Annotated in this window: 17 protein-coding genes; 12 read left to right on the top strand and 5 right to left on the bottom strand. The window is 50.7% G+C overall.

Annotation, left to right across the window (positions count from 1 at the left end; genetic code table 11):
* Positions 1 to 16: 16 nt before the first annotated feature.
* From edd to CWE07_RS04115, 7 genes are all read left to right on the top strand, one after another.
* Positions 17 to 1,858, top strand: coding sequence for a phosphogluconate dehydratase (edd, locus tag CWE07_RS04145; protein ID WP_111568648.1), 1,842 nt, complete (start codon positions 17 to 19; stop codon positions 1,856 to 1,858).
* Positions 1,848 to 2,876, top strand: a complete 1,029-nt coding sequence (glk, locus tag CWE07_RS04140; RefSeq protein WP_241974043.1) for a glucokinase — start codon at positions 1,848 to 1,850, stop codon at positions 2,874 to 2,876. Before edd ends, glk begins: the two co-directional genes overlap by 11 nt.
* Before the next feature lie 23 nt (positions 2,877 to 2,899).
* On the top strand, positions 2,900 to 3,529 hold the full coding sequence (locus CWE07_RS04135; protein WP_111568649.1) for a bifunctional 4-hydroxy-2-oxoglutarate aldolase/2-dehydro-3-deoxy-phosphogluconate aldolase: 630 nt from the start codon (positions 2,900 to 2,902) through the stop codon (positions 3,527 to 3,529).
* 74 nt (positions 3,530 to 3,603) lie between these two features.
* Positions 3,604 to 4,812: a zinc metallochaperone GTPase ZigA gene (zigA, locus tag CWE07_RS04130; RefSeq protein ID WP_111568650.1), complete on the top strand. Its 1,209-nt coding sequence runs from the start codon at positions 3,604 to 3,606 to the stop codon at positions 4,810 to 4,812.
* A gap of 81 nt (positions 4,813 to 4,893) precedes the next feature.
* Entirely contained in the window at positions 4,894 to 6,942 is a 2,049-nt protein-coding gene (locus tag CWE07_RS04125) for a TonB-dependent receptor (RefSeq protein ID WP_111568651.1), read from the top strand.
* Positions 6,943 to 6,961: 19 nt separating this feature from the next.
* Positions 6,962 to 8,026, top strand: coding sequence for a threonine aldolase family protein (locus CWE07_RS04120; RefSeq protein ID WP_111568652.1), 1,065 nt, complete (start codon positions 6,962 to 6,964; stop codon positions 8,024 to 8,026).
* A gap of 120 nt (positions 8,027 to 8,146) precedes the next feature.
* The gene (locus CWE07_RS04115) at positions 8,147 to 8,542 is read left to right on the top strand and encodes a GreA/GreB family elongation factor (protein ID WP_111568653.1); all 396 of its coding nucleotides are present in this window, start codon (positions 8,147 to 8,149) and stop codon (positions 8,540 to 8,542) included.
* Between the two features lie 15 nt (positions 8,543 to 8,557).
* Here the strand turns inward: CWE07_RS04115 and CWE07_RS04110 are convergent, their stop codons facing one another.
* From CWE07_RS04110 to CWE07_RS04095, 4 genes are read right to left on the bottom strand one after another with little or no spacing between them, the layout of a single operon-like run.
* Positions 8,558 to 8,932, bottom strand: a complete 375-nt coding sequence (locus CWE07_RS04110; RefSeq protein ID WP_126818976.1) for a sensor histidine kinase — start codon at positions 8,930 to 8,932, stop codon at positions 8,558 to 8,560.
* Positions 8,922 to 9,167 (bottom strand): histidine kinase dimerization/phospho-acceptor domain-containing protein, encoded by a 246-nt coding sequence (locus CWE07_RS04105; RefSeq protein WP_111568655.1) that lies wholly within the window; start codon positions 9,165 to 9,167, stop codon positions 8,922 to 8,924. The genes CWE07_RS04110 and CWE07_RS04105 overlap by 11 nt, the downstream gene beginning before the upstream one ends.
* Before the next feature lie 31 nt (positions 9,168 to 9,198).
* Positions 9,199 to 9,897, bottom strand: coding sequence for a GAF domain-containing protein (locus CWE07_RS04100; protein WP_338067861.1), 699 nt, complete (start codon positions 9,895 to 9,897; stop codon positions 9,199 to 9,201).
* A 55-nt stretch (positions 9,898 to 9,952) separates the two neighbouring features.
* Complete coding sequence (locus tag CWE07_RS04095; RefSeq protein ID WP_111568657.1) at positions 9,953 to 10,411, bottom strand: MHYT domain-containing protein; 459 nt, start codon at positions 10,409 to 10,411, stop codon at positions 9,953 to 9,955.
* Positions 10,412 to 10,904: 493 nt separating this feature from the next.
* Between CWE07_RS04095 and CWE07_RS04090 the strand changes: the two genes are divergently transcribed.
* A complete protein-coding gene (locus tag CWE07_RS04090) occupies positions 10,905 to 12,701 on the top strand; it encodes a hypothetical protein (protein ID WP_111568659.1) in 1,797 nt (598 codons plus the stop codon).
* A 19-nt stretch (positions 12,702 to 12,720) separates the two neighbouring features.
* Here CWE07_RS04090 and CWE07_RS04085 read toward each other — a convergent pair whose 3' ends face one another.
* Positions 12,721 to 13,593 carry a LysR family transcriptional regulator gene (locus CWE07_RS04085; protein WP_111568660.1) on the bottom strand — a complete coding sequence of 291 codons (873 nt, stop codon included), beginning with the start codon at positions 13,591 to 13,593 and terminating at the stop codon, positions 12,721 to 12,723.
* A 116-nt stretch (positions 13,594 to 13,709) separates the two neighbouring features.
* On the opposite strand from CWE07_RS04085, the gene CWE07_RS04080 reads away from it, so the two are divergent.
* From CWE07_RS04080 to CWE07_RS04065, 4 genes are read left to right on the top strand one after another with little or no spacing between them, the layout of a single operon-like run.
* On the top strand, positions 13,710 to 14,648 hold the full coding sequence (locus tag CWE07_RS04080) for a sodium-dependent bicarbonate transport family permease (protein ID WP_111568661.1): 939 nt from the start codon (positions 13,710 to 13,712) through the stop codon (positions 14,646 to 14,648).
* A gap of 24 nt (positions 14,649 to 14,672) precedes the next feature.
* Entirely contained in the window at positions 14,673 to 15,155 is a 483-nt protein-coding gene (locus CWE07_RS04075; RefSeq protein ID WP_111568662.1) for a YqhA family protein, read from the top strand.
* 37 nt (positions 15,156 to 15,192) lie between these two features.
* A complete protein-coding gene (locus tag CWE07_RS04070) occupies positions 15,193 to 15,948 on the top strand; it encodes a MauE/DoxX family redox-associated membrane protein (RefSeq protein WP_241974041.1) in 756 nt (251 codons plus the stop codon).
* 55 nt (positions 15,949 to 16,003) lie between these two features.
* Positions 16,004 to 16,522, top strand: coding sequence for a hypothetical protein (locus CWE07_RS04065; protein ID WP_111568664.1), 519 nt, complete (start codon positions 16,004 to 16,006; stop codon positions 16,520 to 16,522).
* Positions 16,523 to 16,576: the final 54 nt, after the last annotated feature.

Raw genomic sequence — 16,576 nt, 5'->3', positions numbered from 1 at the left:
AGGTTTGGAGTTGTCCATGCACCCTGTCATTGAACGCGTAACTCAGCGCATTGAAAGCTGCAGCCAAGCATTACGCGCGGCGTACTTACAACAAGTGGAGACTGCGCGCCAAGCAGGCCCTCACCGCGGTGCCTTGTCATGTGGCAACCTAGCTCATGGCTTTGCTGCCTGCGGTAGCAGCGACAAGCAACAGTTGCGCAGTTTGACCCAAGCCAACGTCGGTGTCGTCACAGCATATAACGACATGTTGTCGGCCCATCAGCCATACCATGACTATCCGCAAAAAATTAAACAGTGGGTACGTGAAGTGGGGAGCACGGCGCAGGTAGCCGGCGGTGTACCCGCGATGTGTGACGGCGTGACCCAAGGTCAACCGGGCATGGAATTGAGCCTATTCAGTCGTGACGTGATAGCGATGGCGACTGCAGTGAGCTTGTCGCACAACATGTTTGATAGCACGCTGATGCTGGGTATTTGCGACAAAATTGTACCTGGCTTACTGGTAGGCGCGCTAAGTTTCGGCCATTTGCCTTGTATTTTCGTGCCTGCAGGGCCGATGCCTTCCGGCATTACCAACAAAGAAAAAGCGCGAGTGCGCGAGCTGTATGCCGAAGGCAAAGTCAGTCAAACAGAATTATTAGACGCCGAAGCGGCGTCGTATCATAGCCCTGGCACCTGTACCTTTTACGGTACAGCTAATTCCAATCAATTGGTGCTGGAGCTAATGGGGTTGCAGTTGCCTGGTGCGTCATTTGTCAATCCGAGCTCACCTCTGCGGGATGAGTTAACTCGGGTTGCGGCGCAACAGGCAACTCGCATCACTGATTTAGGCACGGACTATACGCCGATTAGCAAAATCGTAGATGCGAAGAGTATTGTGAACGGTATCGTTGGTTTAATTGCCACGGGTGGGTCGACCAACCACACCATGCATCTTATTGCGGTCGCACGCGCGGCGGGCTTTATCGTCGATTGGGACGACTTTGCTGAACTATCCAGCGTGACGCCGCTGGTAGCACGTGTGTACCCGAATGGCGAAGCCGACATTAACCACTTCCAGCGCGCTGGTGGCATGGCATTCTTAACCTATACCCTACTTGAGGCAGGCTTAGTACATGAAGACGTGCACACCGTTGCTGGCTTTGGCTTATCGCGGTATACCAAGCGCCCTGAACTGATCGACGGCAAAGTGAGTTGGCAACAAGGCCCACAAGCGTCTCATGACGAGACGGTATTACGTAGTGCCAGTGCGCCATTTAGCCCACACGGTGGGTTATCGGTATTGAGCGGTAACTTAGGTCGAGCGGTGATGAAAACATCAGCGATACCAGAAGGTGTTGAAGACATTACGGCACCGGCGATTGTATTTTCAAGCCAGCACCAACTTGATGCTGCGTTTAAAGCCGGCGAGCTTGACCGCGATTGCGTGGTAGTCGTGCGATTCCAGGGGCCACAAGCGATTGGTATGCCAGAGCTGCATAAATTGACGCCACCGTTGAGTATTTTACAAAAGCGTGGCTTTAAGGTCGCGTTGGTCACAGACGGGCGTATGTCGGGTGCCTCAGGCGCTGTCCCCGCTGCTATTCACGTCACCCCTGAAGCGGTTGACGGCGGCTTGCTTAGCAAAGTGGAGCCAGGCGATTTAATTCGGGTCGGCGTACACAGCGGCGAGCTATCGCTGTTAGTAGATGAAGCAACTTTAGCTCAGCGCCAAGGGGCGCAAGCCGACCTAGCTAGTAGTCATGTAGGCATGGGGCGTGAGCTATTTGGTGGCATGCGCTCACAAGCAAGTGGTGCCGAACAAGGTGCCTGCGTGTTGTTCCCCGCATTGTCGCCGGAGGTGACCCGTGGTCAATAGTACACCATCCGAATCGTCCACGATGACACTCGAAGGTTTTGCGGTGGTGGCTGACATTGGCGGCACCAATGCACGTTTTTGCCGGATTAACTTAGCCACCTTCGAATTAGACCGCATTCAGGTGTTTGCCTGCGCCGATTATCCCACCCTGTCGGCAGTGATGGAGGCGTACCGTGATGAGCAAGACGTTGCCCTTGAGCACGTTGCCATTGCGATTGCATGCCCGGTGGAATCTGATGATGTGGATATGACCAATCACCATTGGCGGTTCTCTATTCGCGGTTTGCGTAAAGCGATGGGGCTGAAAACCTTTATTGTGCTCAATGATTTTGCCGCAGCGGCGATGTCGTTAGTGACATTAGAGCCCCATGAGATGAAGCAAATTGGTGGCGGCAAAGCTAAAACTCATGGGCCGAAAGCCGTGGTTGGCGCTGGCACTGGTTTGGGCGTGGGGCATTTAATTACTTTACCCGATGGCAGTGTAATGCCATTGCCAGGCGAGGGCGGCCACGTTGATTGGGCGCCGACCAACGAAAAAGAATGGGCTGTATTTCGCTTTATGGCTAACCGCTTTGGTCGCGTCTCGGCAGAGCGGGTGCTGTCTGGGCCTGGTCTGGAAACTTTATACCTCGCTTTAGCTGATTATCACGGACGCAATGTCGCACCGATCACAGCGGCACAAATCGGTCAACGTGCGTTGGCCGGTATCGACACGTTAGCGGTTGAAACTGTGAACCAATTCTTCGCAAGTTTAGGCAGCTTCGCTGGCAACCTTGCACTCACCGCAAATACCACCGGCGGTGTGTACATTGCTGGTGGGGTTGTGCCGAAATTAATGGGCTTGATGGCGACCTCGAATTTTCGTGCTCGATTTGAGCACAAAGGCCGCTTTTGCAAAGTATGTGAGGCGATTCCATGCTTTGTGATTACCGCTGAGCACGCGGGTTTACGTGGCGTTGGTCAATACTTAAAACAAACCTTGGCACAATCAGAGCAGCGGATTGCTGACAACGATTAACCATAGTCAATAAGGAGATCTTGATGCGTCAAGGTGTAGATATTTTAGCATTAGGGCCCGTAGTGCCAGTCATTGTGATTGATGACCTTGAGCAAGCATTGCCTTTGGCGCGTGCGTTGTTAGCCGCTGATGTAAAGGTCTTAGAAGTTACACTAAGAACGCCCGTTGCATTGGATGCTATTCGACTATTAGCCCAAGAATTACCAGACGCTGTTGTCGGCGCTGGCACGGTGGCGAACGCGGAGCAACTGCAGCAGGTCATTGATGCTGGCGCGCAGTTTGCGATTAGTCCAGGCATCACCGCCGACCTATTGCGAGCCGGTCAACAGGCTCCTCTCCCTTTAATACCCGGAGTTGGCAGTGTGTCGGAATTGATGCAAGCATTAGAAGCTGGTTATAGCGCATTGAAGTTCTTCCCAGCAGAGGCGGCTGGTGGTATCCCTATGCTTAAAGCCATGGCCGGACCTTTTCCACAGGTGAAGTTTTGTCCAACAGGTGGCATTGGCGCGCACAACTATCACGACTATCTTGCGCTTACTAACGTGAGTTGCGTTGGCGGGTCCTGGATAGTGCCAACGGCGGCAGTTAACGCCAATGACTGGGGCGCAGTGACCGAAGTTGCCCGCCAAGCGGTCGCCAACGCCAAGCGCTAAACACATAAAGAGATTGCGGCGTCACCAGAAAAGCCTTATTGTTATACTATAACACTTTAGCTTTGGAGTGACGCATGCCGACTTCACAACTTCCTGTAACTGTTTTATCTGGCTTTTTGGGCGCGGGTAAAACTACCTTACTCAAGCATTTACTGACTAATCGTGACAACCTCAAGATTGCCCTCATCGTCAATGATATGAGCGAGCTGAACATTGACGCCGACAGCTTAAAACAAGATGTCGAGCTGCGCCGCGCCGATGAAAAGTTGATAGAGCTCAGCAACGGCTGTATCTGCTGCACCTTGCGTGAAGACCTGCTGACTGAAGTATCCGAATTAGCCAATAGCGGTCGCTACGACTATTTAATTATCGAAAGTACCGGTATTTCTGAACCACTACCGGTGGCAGAAACCTTCACATTTGAGGACGAACAAGGCCAAAGTTTGTCGCATGTGGCGCGCTTAGACACCATGGTGACTCTAGTGGATGTGGCAAATTTCTTACACGACTTTGAGCAAGCGGATGCTTTGCAGGATCGCGGTGAGCACTTAGGTGAGGATGATCAGCGCAGTGTGTCTGATTTACTGGTCGATCAAATTGAATTTGCCGATGTAATTGTAATCACCAAAGCTGACTTAGTCGCACCCGCCCACTTGCAACGTGTTAAAGGCGTGGTGCAAAGCTTGAACCCTAGGGCTATAATTCATACCAGCGAACATGGCAAGCTAAACCCCCAGCACATTATTAATACTGGGTTGTTTAACTTTGAGCGCGCCGCCCAAGCGCCGGGTTGGTTACGTGAACTGCGCGGCGAGCACACCCCAGAAACCGAAGAATATGGCATTAGCAGCTTTGTCTATCGCGCTCGACGCCCCTTTAACCCTGAAAAATTTTATCAATTTCTGCATCAAGAATGGCCGTCAGGTCGCCTGATTCGTTCAAAGGGCTTTTTCTGGTTAGCCAGCAGGCCGCACCATGCCCACGAATGGCACCAGGCTGGCGGTATCGCGCGCTATGGCTTAGCCGGCTACTTCTGGCAAGCGATACCAGCGAAAGACTGGCCGAAAGACGAGGAAAGTCTGCAGTATATTCATGAAAAGTGGCAAGAGCCCTTTGGTGATATGCGCCAAGAGCTGGTGTTTATTGGTCAGGGTATCGACCAAGCTGATATCTGCGCCCAACTCGACGCGTGTCTGTTAACTGATGAGCAACTGGCCGCAGGCGTTCCCTACTGGGTGACAATGGCTAACCCATTTACAGATGCGTACGCCCAAGACGCTTAAATTTTGCGTATACTAAGCCTTTTTTCGCGCCGGAAACCTGAATTCCGACGTAAGAATTGAATACATTTGCAGTGAGATACCATGCAGTTAAGTGCGATTACCCTGACCATTTTGTTAAACCAAGCAGCTATCCAACAAGCTGCTATTGAGCAAACACCTGATGCATCGAATCAAACGGTAGAACGCATTGAAGTGCGTGCCTCGGGCTTAGGCCGCGACGTGATTGAAATGGCGGGGCCAGTCACCGTGCTCAGTGGCGACGAACTGACCCTGCGGGGCGAATCCAGCATCGGCGAAACGCTAAAATTTGAGCCTGGCGTACATGGCAATTATTTTGGACCCGTAGCATCAAGCCCGGTGATACGGGGTTTGGACGGTGCGCGTGTGCAGGTGGTGCATAACGGTATGGGTACGGGAGACGTTTCACGTGAAGGCCCTGACCATACGATTACCGCAGACGCACTCACAGCACAACAAATCGAAATCTTACGCGGACCAGCGACCTTACTGTACGGCAGTGGTGCCATTGGTGGTGTGATAAATGTAGTCGACAACCGGATTCCTCGCAGTGTCCAAGCTTGGCCCGAAACCGTGGTTCAAGCGCGCTATAACACCGCAGCAGGTGAGCGCGCGCTGAGCTTTGCTCACGACAGTAGTATGAATTCATGGGCGGTACATGCTGATGGCTACCTGCGCGATAGTAATGATTACCGCGTGCCAAACTATACCAACGAAGAAGGTGCGAGTAGCTCACGCTTAAATAACTCATGGTCAGAGCATACCAATTTTAATCTCGGCACTAGTTACGTGGCCGAGCGCGGTTTTGTTGGGGTAAGTTATGGGTATATTGCCAGTGAATATGGCTTACCTGAAGGGCCAGCTCTTGAACCTGACGACGACGGCGAGTTTATCAACCTGAACCAGCGTCGCGTCGCACTTGCTGCAGAATACCGCCCAATCTTGCCAATATGGGAGCGGGTCAACGCGGATATTGCATACACCGATTATGACCATGCTGAGATTGATGATGGCGTCCCCGAAACCGAGTTTACCAGCCGGGCCATTGAGTTACGCACCAGTGGTACGTACGTGCTGCCACAAGGCTGGCGCGGTATTATTGGGTATCACGGCTTTAGCCGCGATTACCAAGCCCTTGGCGAAGAAGCGTTTACCCCAAACACAGACACTGATAGTCACGCAGTTTTCTGGTTACAAGAGCGCCAGTTCGGTGCGGTGAAAGGTGAAATTGGTGCGCGATATGAGCGTTTAACCCAACGCGCTGAGGCAGTGACCGATGCGCTGGGCGTGCGCGACATTGATGACCCGTTTAACTTATTCAGTTGGTCGTTAGGAGCGGTGTACCAGTTAAGTCCTAGCCACCAGTTGACCGCATCGTTCAGTCGCGCCGAGCGTGCGCCTGCAGCGAACGAACTGTATGCCAATGGTGTCCACATTGGCACCCGCTCGTATGAAATTGGCACTGCCTATCGAGTGAATAGTGACGGTCAGATTATTAGTGATGCGAGCCTATCTAAGATTGAGCGCGCGAATAACCTCGACCTAGGTGTACGTGGTCAGTACGCTGATTTTAGCTACCAAGTGAATCTTTTTTATAATCAAATCGAGGATTTTGCTTATTTGCGTAACCTTGGCTTCGAATTGCAGGGCTTACCCGCATATCAGTATACCCAGCAAGATGTCACCTTACATGGCGCTGAAGCCTCGTTAACTTGGCGGTTCAGCGCTAATCAGCAAGTGCAGTTGATGGGGGACGTAATTCGGGCGCGTATTGACCGAGTCGACAGCGGCGAGCGCAATTTGCCGCGTATTCCTCCGCATCGCTTGGGTGCGGAATATCGCTACACTGCACAGCAGTGGGTAGCGACTCTCGGTGTGCACCAATTTGCAAGCCAACAGCGAGTGGCCGAGAATGAAACCCCAACCAGCAGCTATCATTTAGTTGAAGCCAGTGTACAGTATGATTTCCAATGGCTTGGTAGCGACATGATGTGGTTTGCAAAGCTGCATAATGCCAGCAACCAACTGGCCTTCGTACATAGCTCATTTATTAAAGAAGACGCACCTTTGCCGGGTCGGAACTTGACCTTAGGTATTCAGGCACGCTTTTAGTCGGTTGTAGGTAGGTTTAATGACACTTTCAATCTTACGTCACCCACAGGCGGATATGGCGTCCGAATTACGCCATTTGGCCCGCGACGCTGAGCGCTATGGTGACAATAAGGACTATTATGGCCAAGGTGGCTTAATTACCGACTTCGAACGTGATATCGCGACCATGTTTGGTAAGCCCGCGGCCCTGATGTTGCCAAGCGGCACCGTGGCTCAGCCGATGGCGCTTAAAATTTATAGTCAGCAGCGACAAGGGCAGGCAGTGCTGTTGCACCCAAGCTCACACTTGTTGTTGCACGAAGCTATGGGCTTTGAGGCGTTATGGGGGCTAACAGGTATTCACGTGGGTGACGCCGAGCGTGTGCTTACCAGCGCTGATCTCAAAGCCGTTGAGCCGCAACAATTGCAGCATGCGGTTGCGCTGGTGATTGAATTACCTATGCGTGAGATTGGTGGTCAGCTGCCCAGTTGGCAAGATTTACAAGCCCAGGTAGCGTGGGCACGGCAGCATGGTCTGGCCGTGCATATCGACGGTGCGCGCTTATGGCAATGTCCAAGTTATTACCAGCGTGACCTTGCGCAAATTGCTGCGCTCGCTGATTCGGTGTACGTCAGTTTATATAAAGATATAGGCGGTATCGCTGGAGCGGTGCTATTAGGTGAGAATGACTTTATCGCGCAGGCAAAGTTATGGAGTCGCCGGGCGGGCGCTAATTTAATTAGTTTGTACCCCTATATTCTTGCCGCACAGCGCGGCTTAAAGGATAACTTACCGTATCTGCCGGCAGCGGTAGCATACGCCCGCGAACTCGCTAACGCGCTGGCAACCATTGATGGTGTAAAGATCAATCCAAACCAAGTCCAATGCACCATGTTTCACCTTCACATTGCTGCCACGGTGCAGCAGGTGGAAAGCGTTCGCGAGTGTTATATAGCAAGCCAAGATATTGAAGTCTTACCTCGTCCTAGGGCTACAGTGAACGGGCATAGCGTGTGCGAAATAACCGTCGGGCGCAACGCACTGAGCAAACCAGTTGAGTTTTGGCTCGCGCACATGCGCGCATGTTTGGCACGCCTTGGTTAAGAAACAGTTGTTAGCTCGGTTGACTTGTCTTTTATTTTTTCACGGCTACTATAACCGTCTAAATTCGAGCCAGCACTTTGCCGTGCCACGGCGGTTTAAACGATTGCAATGGACGACCTTATGAGCACACAACCAGATATTATTTTATCGTCCTACGATGTCGCCAACATCGAGAAATGGATAGAAAAATCATCGCTACCCGTAGCGATTACCGACGGCCTTGAAACTGAATTAGCACGCGCAACCATCGTGAAGCACATTGACTTGCCACATGACCGCGTTGCCATGGGCAGTCAGGTGACGTTTAATTTGGAAGAGGCAAACAAAACCTTTACCAAAACCTTGTGCTTCCCTGACGAACAGGCGAAGTACGATGACGCGATTTCAATTTTTGCGCCAGTCGGCAGTGCTTTAATCGGTTTAGCCGTAGGGCAAACCATTGAGTGGCCGGGTCAGCGGGGTCCGCAGCATGTAACCATTACTGATGTGCGCCACCGCCAGTATGCGTCAGCTTAAGCTGACGCATGTTTACTAGTTAATATTTGGCAGCAGTACAGAAAATTCAGTTCCTTTGGCGCTACTCGTAAATTCAATTGAACCACCCATGCGCTCTGTAATTTCTTTACAGATAGCTAAGCCTAAGCCGCTGCCTCCTTGCTCTCGTGTATTACCCGCGCTGGCCTGAGCAAATTTCTCGAATACTCGTGGCTGAAATTCAATAGGAATGCCTGAGCCTTGGTCTGTTACCCGAATACGCACGCAGGAGCCCTCTAGGCTTGCATGAATAGTTACGTCTGCTGACTTGGGTGAAAACTTCACCGCATTGGAGAGTAGATTCGTCATTACTTGCTCGAAGCGCTGCGTGTCGATGCGTACTTGCAAGGAATCTTGGCATTCAGCCAGCACCAAGCCAACACCATGGCGCTGCGCAAAGGGCTTTTTCAGGTAACTGCCCAGCAGCGCCGCCAAGCAATAACTCTAATGAGCCTTTAATCGACGTAATCGGCGTTCGTAGTTCATGGCTCACCGTAGAAACGAACTGGTTTTTTAACTCGTCGTTGTGCTTGCGCTCGGATATGTCTTCAATAATCGACCAAATCAATTTACGGCCGTTGTTATCAAGTACAGTGACACCCTGCATCAGTACTGGGTAGTTAGAGCCATCGACGCGCTTAAATTGATGCTCGAAGGGGCCATATCTGTCGGTAGCTTTGCGTAAATAGCTGCTGTCCGACGGTCGTTTTGTCTTCGTTGATTAAATCTAGCAAACCCATTGCCATAAATGTGTCGCGTGAATAGCCCGTGGGCGTTAATAACGCAGGGTTAAAGTCAATGAATGCACCAGTTTCAAAGTCACTTAGCGCGATGCCTACGGGGGCTAACTCAAAGAGACCCCGCAATCTACTCTCGCTTCGTTCCAACGTATCGTGTTGCGCCTTCAATTCTAACGTGGTGGCGACCCACTTCGCCAACAGGCGGATAAATTGCTTTTCGGTTTCCTTAAACGGCTCTTCCTGGGGCTGCTGGGCACTAAAACATAGGGTTCCGAATATCCCTCCGTTAACCCGAATAGGGACACCGATATAGGTTGGCGGGCAGAATGTTAACTGACTTGACTGTTGCCCATATGGTGACTTTGATAGGTCGTGCACTGCAACTAAACCTTGTTGTTCAAGTGCTTGGGCACAGAGCGTGAGATGGGTATTAATCAAGGAACCTGCAGCAAGCTTATTGTGTGGCACACCATGTACGCTTACTACGGGGTAATGGTCGCCGCTCACTTGGCTAACTAGTCCTTGCTCAAGGCTCAAATAATCAACGGCGGTCGCCAAGGCGGCCTTGATTCGATCCGTCGGGCTTACTTGAGAAATGGCGGAAATATTATTCAGCGCGCGAAACGCCGAGAGCTGGCGCTCGAGCTCAAGCTTATTGTTTTATCCTCGCTGACTCTTGGCTATTGCGATATAGGCGATGCATGAGCACAAGCGCGTTCAGAATCACCCCTAGGACAATAATAGTGAACGTTACCAGCACAATACCCCACACCAGCTGATTGGTGTCTCGACCGACCACCACTGCAGAGAAGACCCCCGTATCCACAAAGACGGAGGCGTGCATGGCAATGTAATGCATGCCGCTAATCGCAACACCCATGACACAGGCAGCGATCATCGCGGCCATACCGATGTAGTGCATGGCACCAATACCGGCACCGACCAACACGCCGCCAATCAATAGGCGCGGCTTGGTGATACTGGGTCTGGCCAACAAGTTAAGCGCGCAGTAAGCAGCCAGTAAACTTGGCAGCATAGATAGAGCGGTTAACCCCAAATGGTAATACACCGGGATAGGTAGCTGAAATGCCAGCATACCGATAAAGTGCATCGCCCAAAGCGCCCGAGCCAAGTACTTAACGGTAGGTGATGATGCCCATGAAGAAGCGTGAGCTCAGTGACGTCGTATACAAAAAATTGCTGAAAGATTTTATCCATGTTGCTACCTGCAAACTATCCCTAAGTGTACGACTATCCATTGCGGCACAGCAAAATTCGCAGTGGTGGAAGGGCCTTTTTATTATTACTATCGTCTACTTTTTGCACATTCTAAGCAATAGTAAAGCGCTTATTTAAACCGCGGTCAAGCATGCAAAATGCTAGGTAAAAAATATTTAAACTCATGCATTTTTGAGTTCGCTATGGTTACAATATGCGCACGCATTTAAAACACAGGGTTTGTGAATATGAAAGTCGCGATGAAGTCATTGCTAGCGGGTATCGTCGTTTTGGTAATTATAGTTTTAATTGTTACTAATCAATCACCTAATCGACCAAGCACAAATGCATCGCAGGTTTCATTAGAGGCCCCAGGAGGGAGCAGTATGCAGCAGCTATTCGAACAGCAACAGGCCACTTACGAGAGTCGCCAACAGGCTTTAGCCGAACTTAGTGATGCCAAATTACGTGACCTGTTATTGAACGAGGTACGCAACGCCTACTTTTCTACTATCAACACCTTTCATTTATATGGCCAGCCTGGTGATATGGAGTTTAGTTTGCCACGCGTGTACAGACTATCCGATTACCCAGACGTAGCATCCATGCAGCAGGCATTTGTTAACAGTATTCAGGCTTTTAACACCCATGTTAACCCTCTATGTACGCGTCGTACTGGTAACCAGGGCATGCAGATCCAGCAGGGGTTTCGCCTGCCAATACGTCACCGCGTTGATTATAAAAGTATAGAACTTGCGAACGGTGAAGTACTCACCTTGCCGAATACGAATCGTCGTGAAACCGAAGCTGAACGCGTGGTTTTGGCTGGCGATACCTATTGTTTCCTCGCCCAGGATGAAGACGCTGCGCCGCGGGCCGTGCGCTTACAGGGTGAATTCAAAGCCCTGTTGCCCGATGACGTTATCACCTTCCAATTTACTGCCGATGATGTTGGTAAAACCTTCGAGCAGGACGGCGTGCAAGTCGTATTAGAGGCGTTTAGCGCCACCTCATTCGCGTTGAAAATTGAAACCGACGAAGGCAGCACGATTGAATGGCTTGACCAGGATATCGTCACCGATGCCCAAGACAGCCAAGGTCATTATTTAGCCCATGTGCAAAGCGAGCGCGAACCACTTTATGTGTATGAACGCATCAATACGTTGTTAGATGATTTATTTCAACGCATAGCCAACAACGATTTGGATTATGACACCGCGCTAGCTGAGCTAGAAGCGCTCGATAGCGAGCTTGCGGCCACACGCGGCGATGCGCATTTCGTTGCCAGTAGCTTTAACGGCCCCGTTGCGCAGGGGCAAGTGACGCTATTTGTCTACCATGAAGATAGCCATATCGTTGAGCAAACGTTAGATATTCCAGTGCATAATATGCCGACCGCACGCCGGGCCGATGCCGGTTTAGCACAGCTGCCCGAGATTGAACCCACTGCGCCAGTCTATTCAGGGCAGCTTGCGGTGCGCGCTGATCGCACCGAACTTGAAGTGGATGAATTAGCCGACGCGGTGCAAGTGGCACGTTATTTAATGCCAAGTGACGATACCGACGCCGAGCTTGATTACCCAGGACAGGTTGCTTGGTATTACCCGCCGGTGCAAAGTGATGTGCTGATTGACCGTCGCAACCGTATGTGGCTACCGACCATGGCGTTTTTCGAGTTTTTCGATGCAGACGGCAATTTAGTTAGAGATCGTGAGCATGGTAACTTGCACGCTGAAAAAATAGCCTTTGATCTGAACCCGAAATCGGTGCAGTCGATTCATATGGTGGGGCGTTTAAACTATGACCCCGAGCGCTTTACCGGCGTGCCTGTCAGAATGACAGCGAAGGTTCATATGGCTGTGGCCGGTAATATGACCAAACAAGCTTATGCCATAGACGAATTACCCGCAGGCATGCGCTTTGAGGGCAACCGATTGATCATAGATTACTCGGAGTTTGAACCCGTGGAATCGAACTCGTCGCCTAACTTGCGCCGCAATCATGTCTTTGCGCGTGACGAGCAAGGGTATCTTGCAGAGATGACATTCTACAGTTTGCAGGGCCCCGGGCAATCCAGTGTCGACGTGTATTATTTTTACGGCCAGCCTTCGAATATCGAAATCTGGTACCTAGGTGAGTTGGAAATGCCAGCAACTTACCCGATTGATGTGCGCCTTGATTAACTGTACCTCTTAACTGTACTTATGCGAGCGCTTTAAAACGCTGAATTAAAGCCTGATTAAGGCTGTCCTTGCGGCTCACCATGTACCATTGGCCGGGCAGGGGAAAGTCTTTCACATCCAGCACACATAGTGGGTCACTGCCGTGATCTACTATGTGCTCAGACACCACCGCGATACCCAGGCCGGTGGCGACACTGAGGCGAATGGCCTCGTTGCTTTCTATCTGTACGCGGTGTTCGAGTTGAATACCACGGCCAGCTAACCAGCTGTCAAATACCATACGCGTTGCAGAGCCTTGCTCGCGCAATAAAAAGCGTTCTTGGCGCAAGCGGTTGAAGTCGACCTGACGCTGTTTGCATGCCCAATGGTCGGGAGGTGCAATCAGCACAAGCTGGTTGCGCATAAACGCTTGCGCGTCGGCCTCAGAGTCCGTTGGCGGGTGGCTAAAAATATACACATCATGCTTATTCTGGCGATAGCGCTGCAAGGTAGCTTCACGATTACCAATGCTTAGGTCCACTTCAACGTCGGGGTAATGCTGGTTAAAACGCGCGACTATCTGCGGCAATACATATTGTGCAGTGTTAACCAATGCAATTTTCAATACCCCACTGGTGCCTGCTTTAACCCCGGATATTTGCTGCTGCAAACCAAGCATACGCGCGTTGACGTCCATTGCAGCTTGATACAGATACTCGCCAGCAGGGGTGGGTAGCATGTAGCGGCCTTCCTGAATCAGCAAGGTGACCCCAAAAAGCGCTTCGAGCTTGCGGATTTGCGCGGATACTGTGGGTTGGGTTAGGTGCAATTGACGCGCTGCGGCCGAAATACTCTTATGCTCGACCACGTTAATAAAGACTTGTAACAAGCGGAAATTAAGGTGGCGCAACATACGTTAACCCATAGATAAATGTCTATATGTATAGCTACAAATATTGATTTTTAACTAAGTTGTCAAGCCCGCATAATGGCGCACCTGAACGCTAACCCAACCAAACAAGGTTCTGTATGCCAGATATCGTCGTCGCATTTTTTGTTCTAGGTCTGATTGCCGGTATTGTGAAATCTGATTTAAAAGTGCCCGGCCAAATATACGAAACCCTGACTATCTTACTGATGCTAAGTATCGGTATTAAAGGTGGCTTAGCACTCTATGCTGAAGCCGATTCGGTGATTTGGTCGCACTTATTCAGCATTATGTTGCTAGGCTTACTAATACCGATTGCGTTGCTACCGCTCCTGCAATATGTGGTGGGCTTGAAGCAAGTCGACGCCATCAGCTTGGCTGCGCATTATGGGTCGGTGAGTGCAGGGACCTTTGCGGTCGCTTGGGCGTTAGCCAATAGCTTCCAGTTACCGATTGCCGCTGATGCGACATTGTACTTAGTCATTCTCGAACTCCCTGCGATTATTCTGATGCTAGCGTATTATCACTGGCGCAATGGTAAAAACGGCAGCGGCGCACGTATGTCGGCAATTTGGCACGAGGCATTTACCAGCCGCGGGGTTATTTTGCTGATGGGTGGGGTGGTGATCGGCTGGATATATGGACCACAAGGGCTAGGCTCAATTGAAACCTTGGTCAGTAATGGGTTCACGATTTTGCTGGCGCTATTTTTACTCGAAATGGGCCTAACGACCGCACGTATTTGTCGGCCATTTCCATGGGCGCAATGGAAATTAATTGTGTTCGCTGCGGCTATCCCGATGTTACTGATTTGGCCTGGACTATTATTAGGCTTTTACCTAGGCTTACCAGTTGGCAGTATTCTAATTTTGGCTGCCTTAAGTGGAAGCGCGTCTTATATTGCAGCCCCCGCTGCCATTCGCGCAGCAATTCCTGACGCGGACATTGCCAAAGCGATGTTAGCGGCATTAGGGGTAACCTTCCCACTGAACGTGATTGTGTATATTCCGCTACTGGCGAGCCAATTGGCACAGGTTTAAACTTATGGGTAAGGGGTGGGCAGTATGTTAGAGCGAGCTTTTAATAGCAGTCGATTTTTGGTGTTTATTATCGTCGCCATGTCGATGCTGTCGGCTCTTATGCTGTATTTAAGTACGGTGGTCGTGGTGTGGAATCTAGTGTTGGATCTTTTCACGCGCCCAATTGGTAGTGCTGATGAGGGTAAGCGGTTGGCAGTGGGCTTACTTAAAGTGCTCGATATCTTACTGATTGCATTAACATTTCAAATTATCGCCATTTCTCTATTCAGACTATTTATCAAGCGTGATAACATACCGAAATCGAACTTTATTAAAGTACTGCGAATTAATGACTTTCATGATCTTAAAGTGACCCTGCTCCATGTCACCATCGTGATTCTTGCCATCTTATTTCTCGAGCATGCGGTTGAAGTTGGCGCCTCTCTTGATACGTTATATTTTGGTTTAGCTATCGCCGTAGTCATTGCGGCTATCGTATATGCAACTAAGCAGATGCACGATAAATGATAAAGTGTCCTGCACGCGGATAGAGGAGGAAGACGAATTGAGCGACACGCAAAAACAAGCGGTGGTATACCGCATGAAGATGGCCAAACATCAGTGCCCGTTTGGCCTAAAAACAGTGGACATTCTGAAACGTCACGGTTACCAAGTTGAAGATCAGCCTTTAACCACGCGTGAGCAAGTGGACGCATTTAAGGCTGAACATCACGTGAACACCACGCCACAGACTTTTATTAATGGTCAGCGCATTGGTGGCTACGAAGCCGTGCGCCAGTACATTGGCCGGCCATTGCGCGACCCAAATACCACGACGTACCGGCCGGTGGCGGTATTGTTTAGCCTAACCGCGCTGAGTGCTATCGCGCTTAGCCTGGGTTTCTATGGTAGCGCAGGTTTATCAATCCAAACTGTGGAGTGGTTCATTGCACTGTCCATGGTTGTGCTGGCGCTATTAAAGCTGCAGGACGTCGAGAGTTTCTCCAATATGTTCGTCAATTATGACGTATTGGCGCGTCGCTGGGTGCCTTACAGCTACGTGTACCCCTACGCTGAGGGTTTGGCCGGTATTTTGATGCTCGGCGGGTTACTCAACTGGGTTTCAATTCCGATTGCGCTATTTATCGGCACAATTGGCGCATTTTCGGTATTCAAAGCTGTGTATATCGACAAACGTGAACTTAAATGTGCGTGTGTCGGGGGCTCTAGTAAAGTTCCGCTAGGCTTTGTGTCATTGACCGAAAACCTGATGATGATGGCGATGGCCGTGTGGATGTGGGCCGCACATGGTTGGTGGTGACCACAGGCCAAAAAATGGATATGCTGCGGTTTAAGATAATGAAAACAGGAAGGCCATGATGCCTTTTAAACAACTTAATCGCGCACTTAAACGTCGTAAAGCGGCTTACAAACGCCATGTCTACGCATTACCACAACGCGGATATCGCGCACGTTTAGCCCGAATTCCTTGGGGCGTGCGACTAGCTGTACTGCTGGGTTTGTTCGCTGCGGCAGGGAGCTTGGGTTGGATGCCTGCGCACTTCATCGCGTCCACCGGTTTTCTGTGGGCCGCGTTGGTGTTCCCAGATCACCTTTTTATCGCCCAAGAGCAGACTGACAAAGTACGTAATATGCCAGCGATGCTGCACATTGAAATGCGTCAAGGTACGCGCGTCTTGCGAGTTGGTATGGAAGAAGCGCCCATTGCTAAGCTCGGCCGAATCGCCGTTGGCCAACGTGACGACAACTGGGCATACCTTCACTTTATTGATACCCATCGCATTGTCAGCCCGCTTCTATTCCCAGTCGAGCAAATCCCTTCAGTACGCCAGTGGTTAGCGGAGCATATGCCCGAAATTCTTCAGGTTGAGTAACCCATAATGATGCATTGCGTGCGTTGCTCTGGAGCTTGGTGTGCAGGTACACTG

Source organism: Aliidiomarina maris (assembly GCF_003987335.1).
Lineage (GTDB): Bacteria > Pseudomonadota > Gammaproteobacteria > Enterobacterales > Alteromonadaceae > Aliidiomarina > Aliidiomarina maris.
The sequence above is the reverse complement of the archived record's forward strand: the minus strand, read 5'-3'. Positions and strand labels throughout refer to the sequence as shown.

What these genes read in the sequence shown, in the direction of transcription:
- edd (WP_111568648.1), top strand. Translation starts at nt 17, where the DNA reads ATGCACCCTGTCATTGAACGCGTAACTCAGCGCATTGAAAGCTGCAGC.
- CWE07_RS04135 (WP_111568649.1), top strand. Translation starts at nt 2,900, where the DNA reads ATGCGTCAAGGTGTAGATATTTTAGCATTAGGGCCCGTAGTGCCAGTC.
- zigA (WP_111568650.1), top strand. Translation starts at nt 3,604, where the DNA reads ATGCCGACTTCACAACTTCCTGTAACTGTTTTATCTGGCTTTTTGGGC.
- CWE07_RS04125 (WP_111568651.1), top strand. Translation starts at nt 4,894, where the DNA reads ATGCAGTTAAGTGCGATTACCCTGACCATTTTGTTAAACCAAGCAGCT.
- CWE07_RS04120 (WP_111568652.1), top strand. Translation starts at nt 6,962, where the DNA reads ATGACACTTTCAATCTTACGTCACCCACAGGCGGATATGGCGTCCGAA.
- CWE07_RS04115 (WP_111568653.1), top strand. Translation starts at nt 8,147, where the DNA reads ATGAGCACACAACCAGATATTATTTTATCGTCCTACGATGTCGCCAAC.
- CWE07_RS04105 (WP_111568655.1), bottom strand. Translation starts at nt 9,167, where the DNA reads ATGCAGGGTGTCACTGTACTTGATAACAACGGCCGTAAATTGATTTGG.
- CWE07_RS04095 (WP_111568657.1), bottom strand. Translation starts at nt 10,411, where the DNA reads ATGCACTTTATCGGTATGCTGGCATTTCAGCTACCTATCCCGGTGTAT.
- CWE07_RS04090 (WP_111568659.1), top strand. Translation starts at nt 10,905, where the DNA reads ATGCAGCAGCTATTCGAACAGCAACAGGCCACTTACGAGAGTCGCCAA.
- CWE07_RS04085 (WP_111568660.1), bottom strand. Translation starts at nt 13,593, where the DNA reads ATGTTGCGCCACCTTAATTTCCGCTTGTTACAAGTCTTTATTAACGTG.
- CWE07_RS04080 (WP_111568661.1), top strand. Translation starts at nt 13,710, where the DNA reads ATGCCAGATATCGTCGTCGCATTTTTTGTTCTAGGTCTGATTGCCGGT.
- CWE07_RS04075 (WP_111568662.1), top strand. Translation starts at nt 14,673, where the DNA reads ATGTTAGAGCGAGCTTTTAATAGCAGTCGATTTTTGGTGTTTATTATC.
- CWE07_RS04065 (WP_111568664.1), top strand. Translation starts at nt 16,004, where the DNA reads ATGATGCCTTTTAAACAACTTAATCGCGCACTTAAACGTCGTAAAGCG.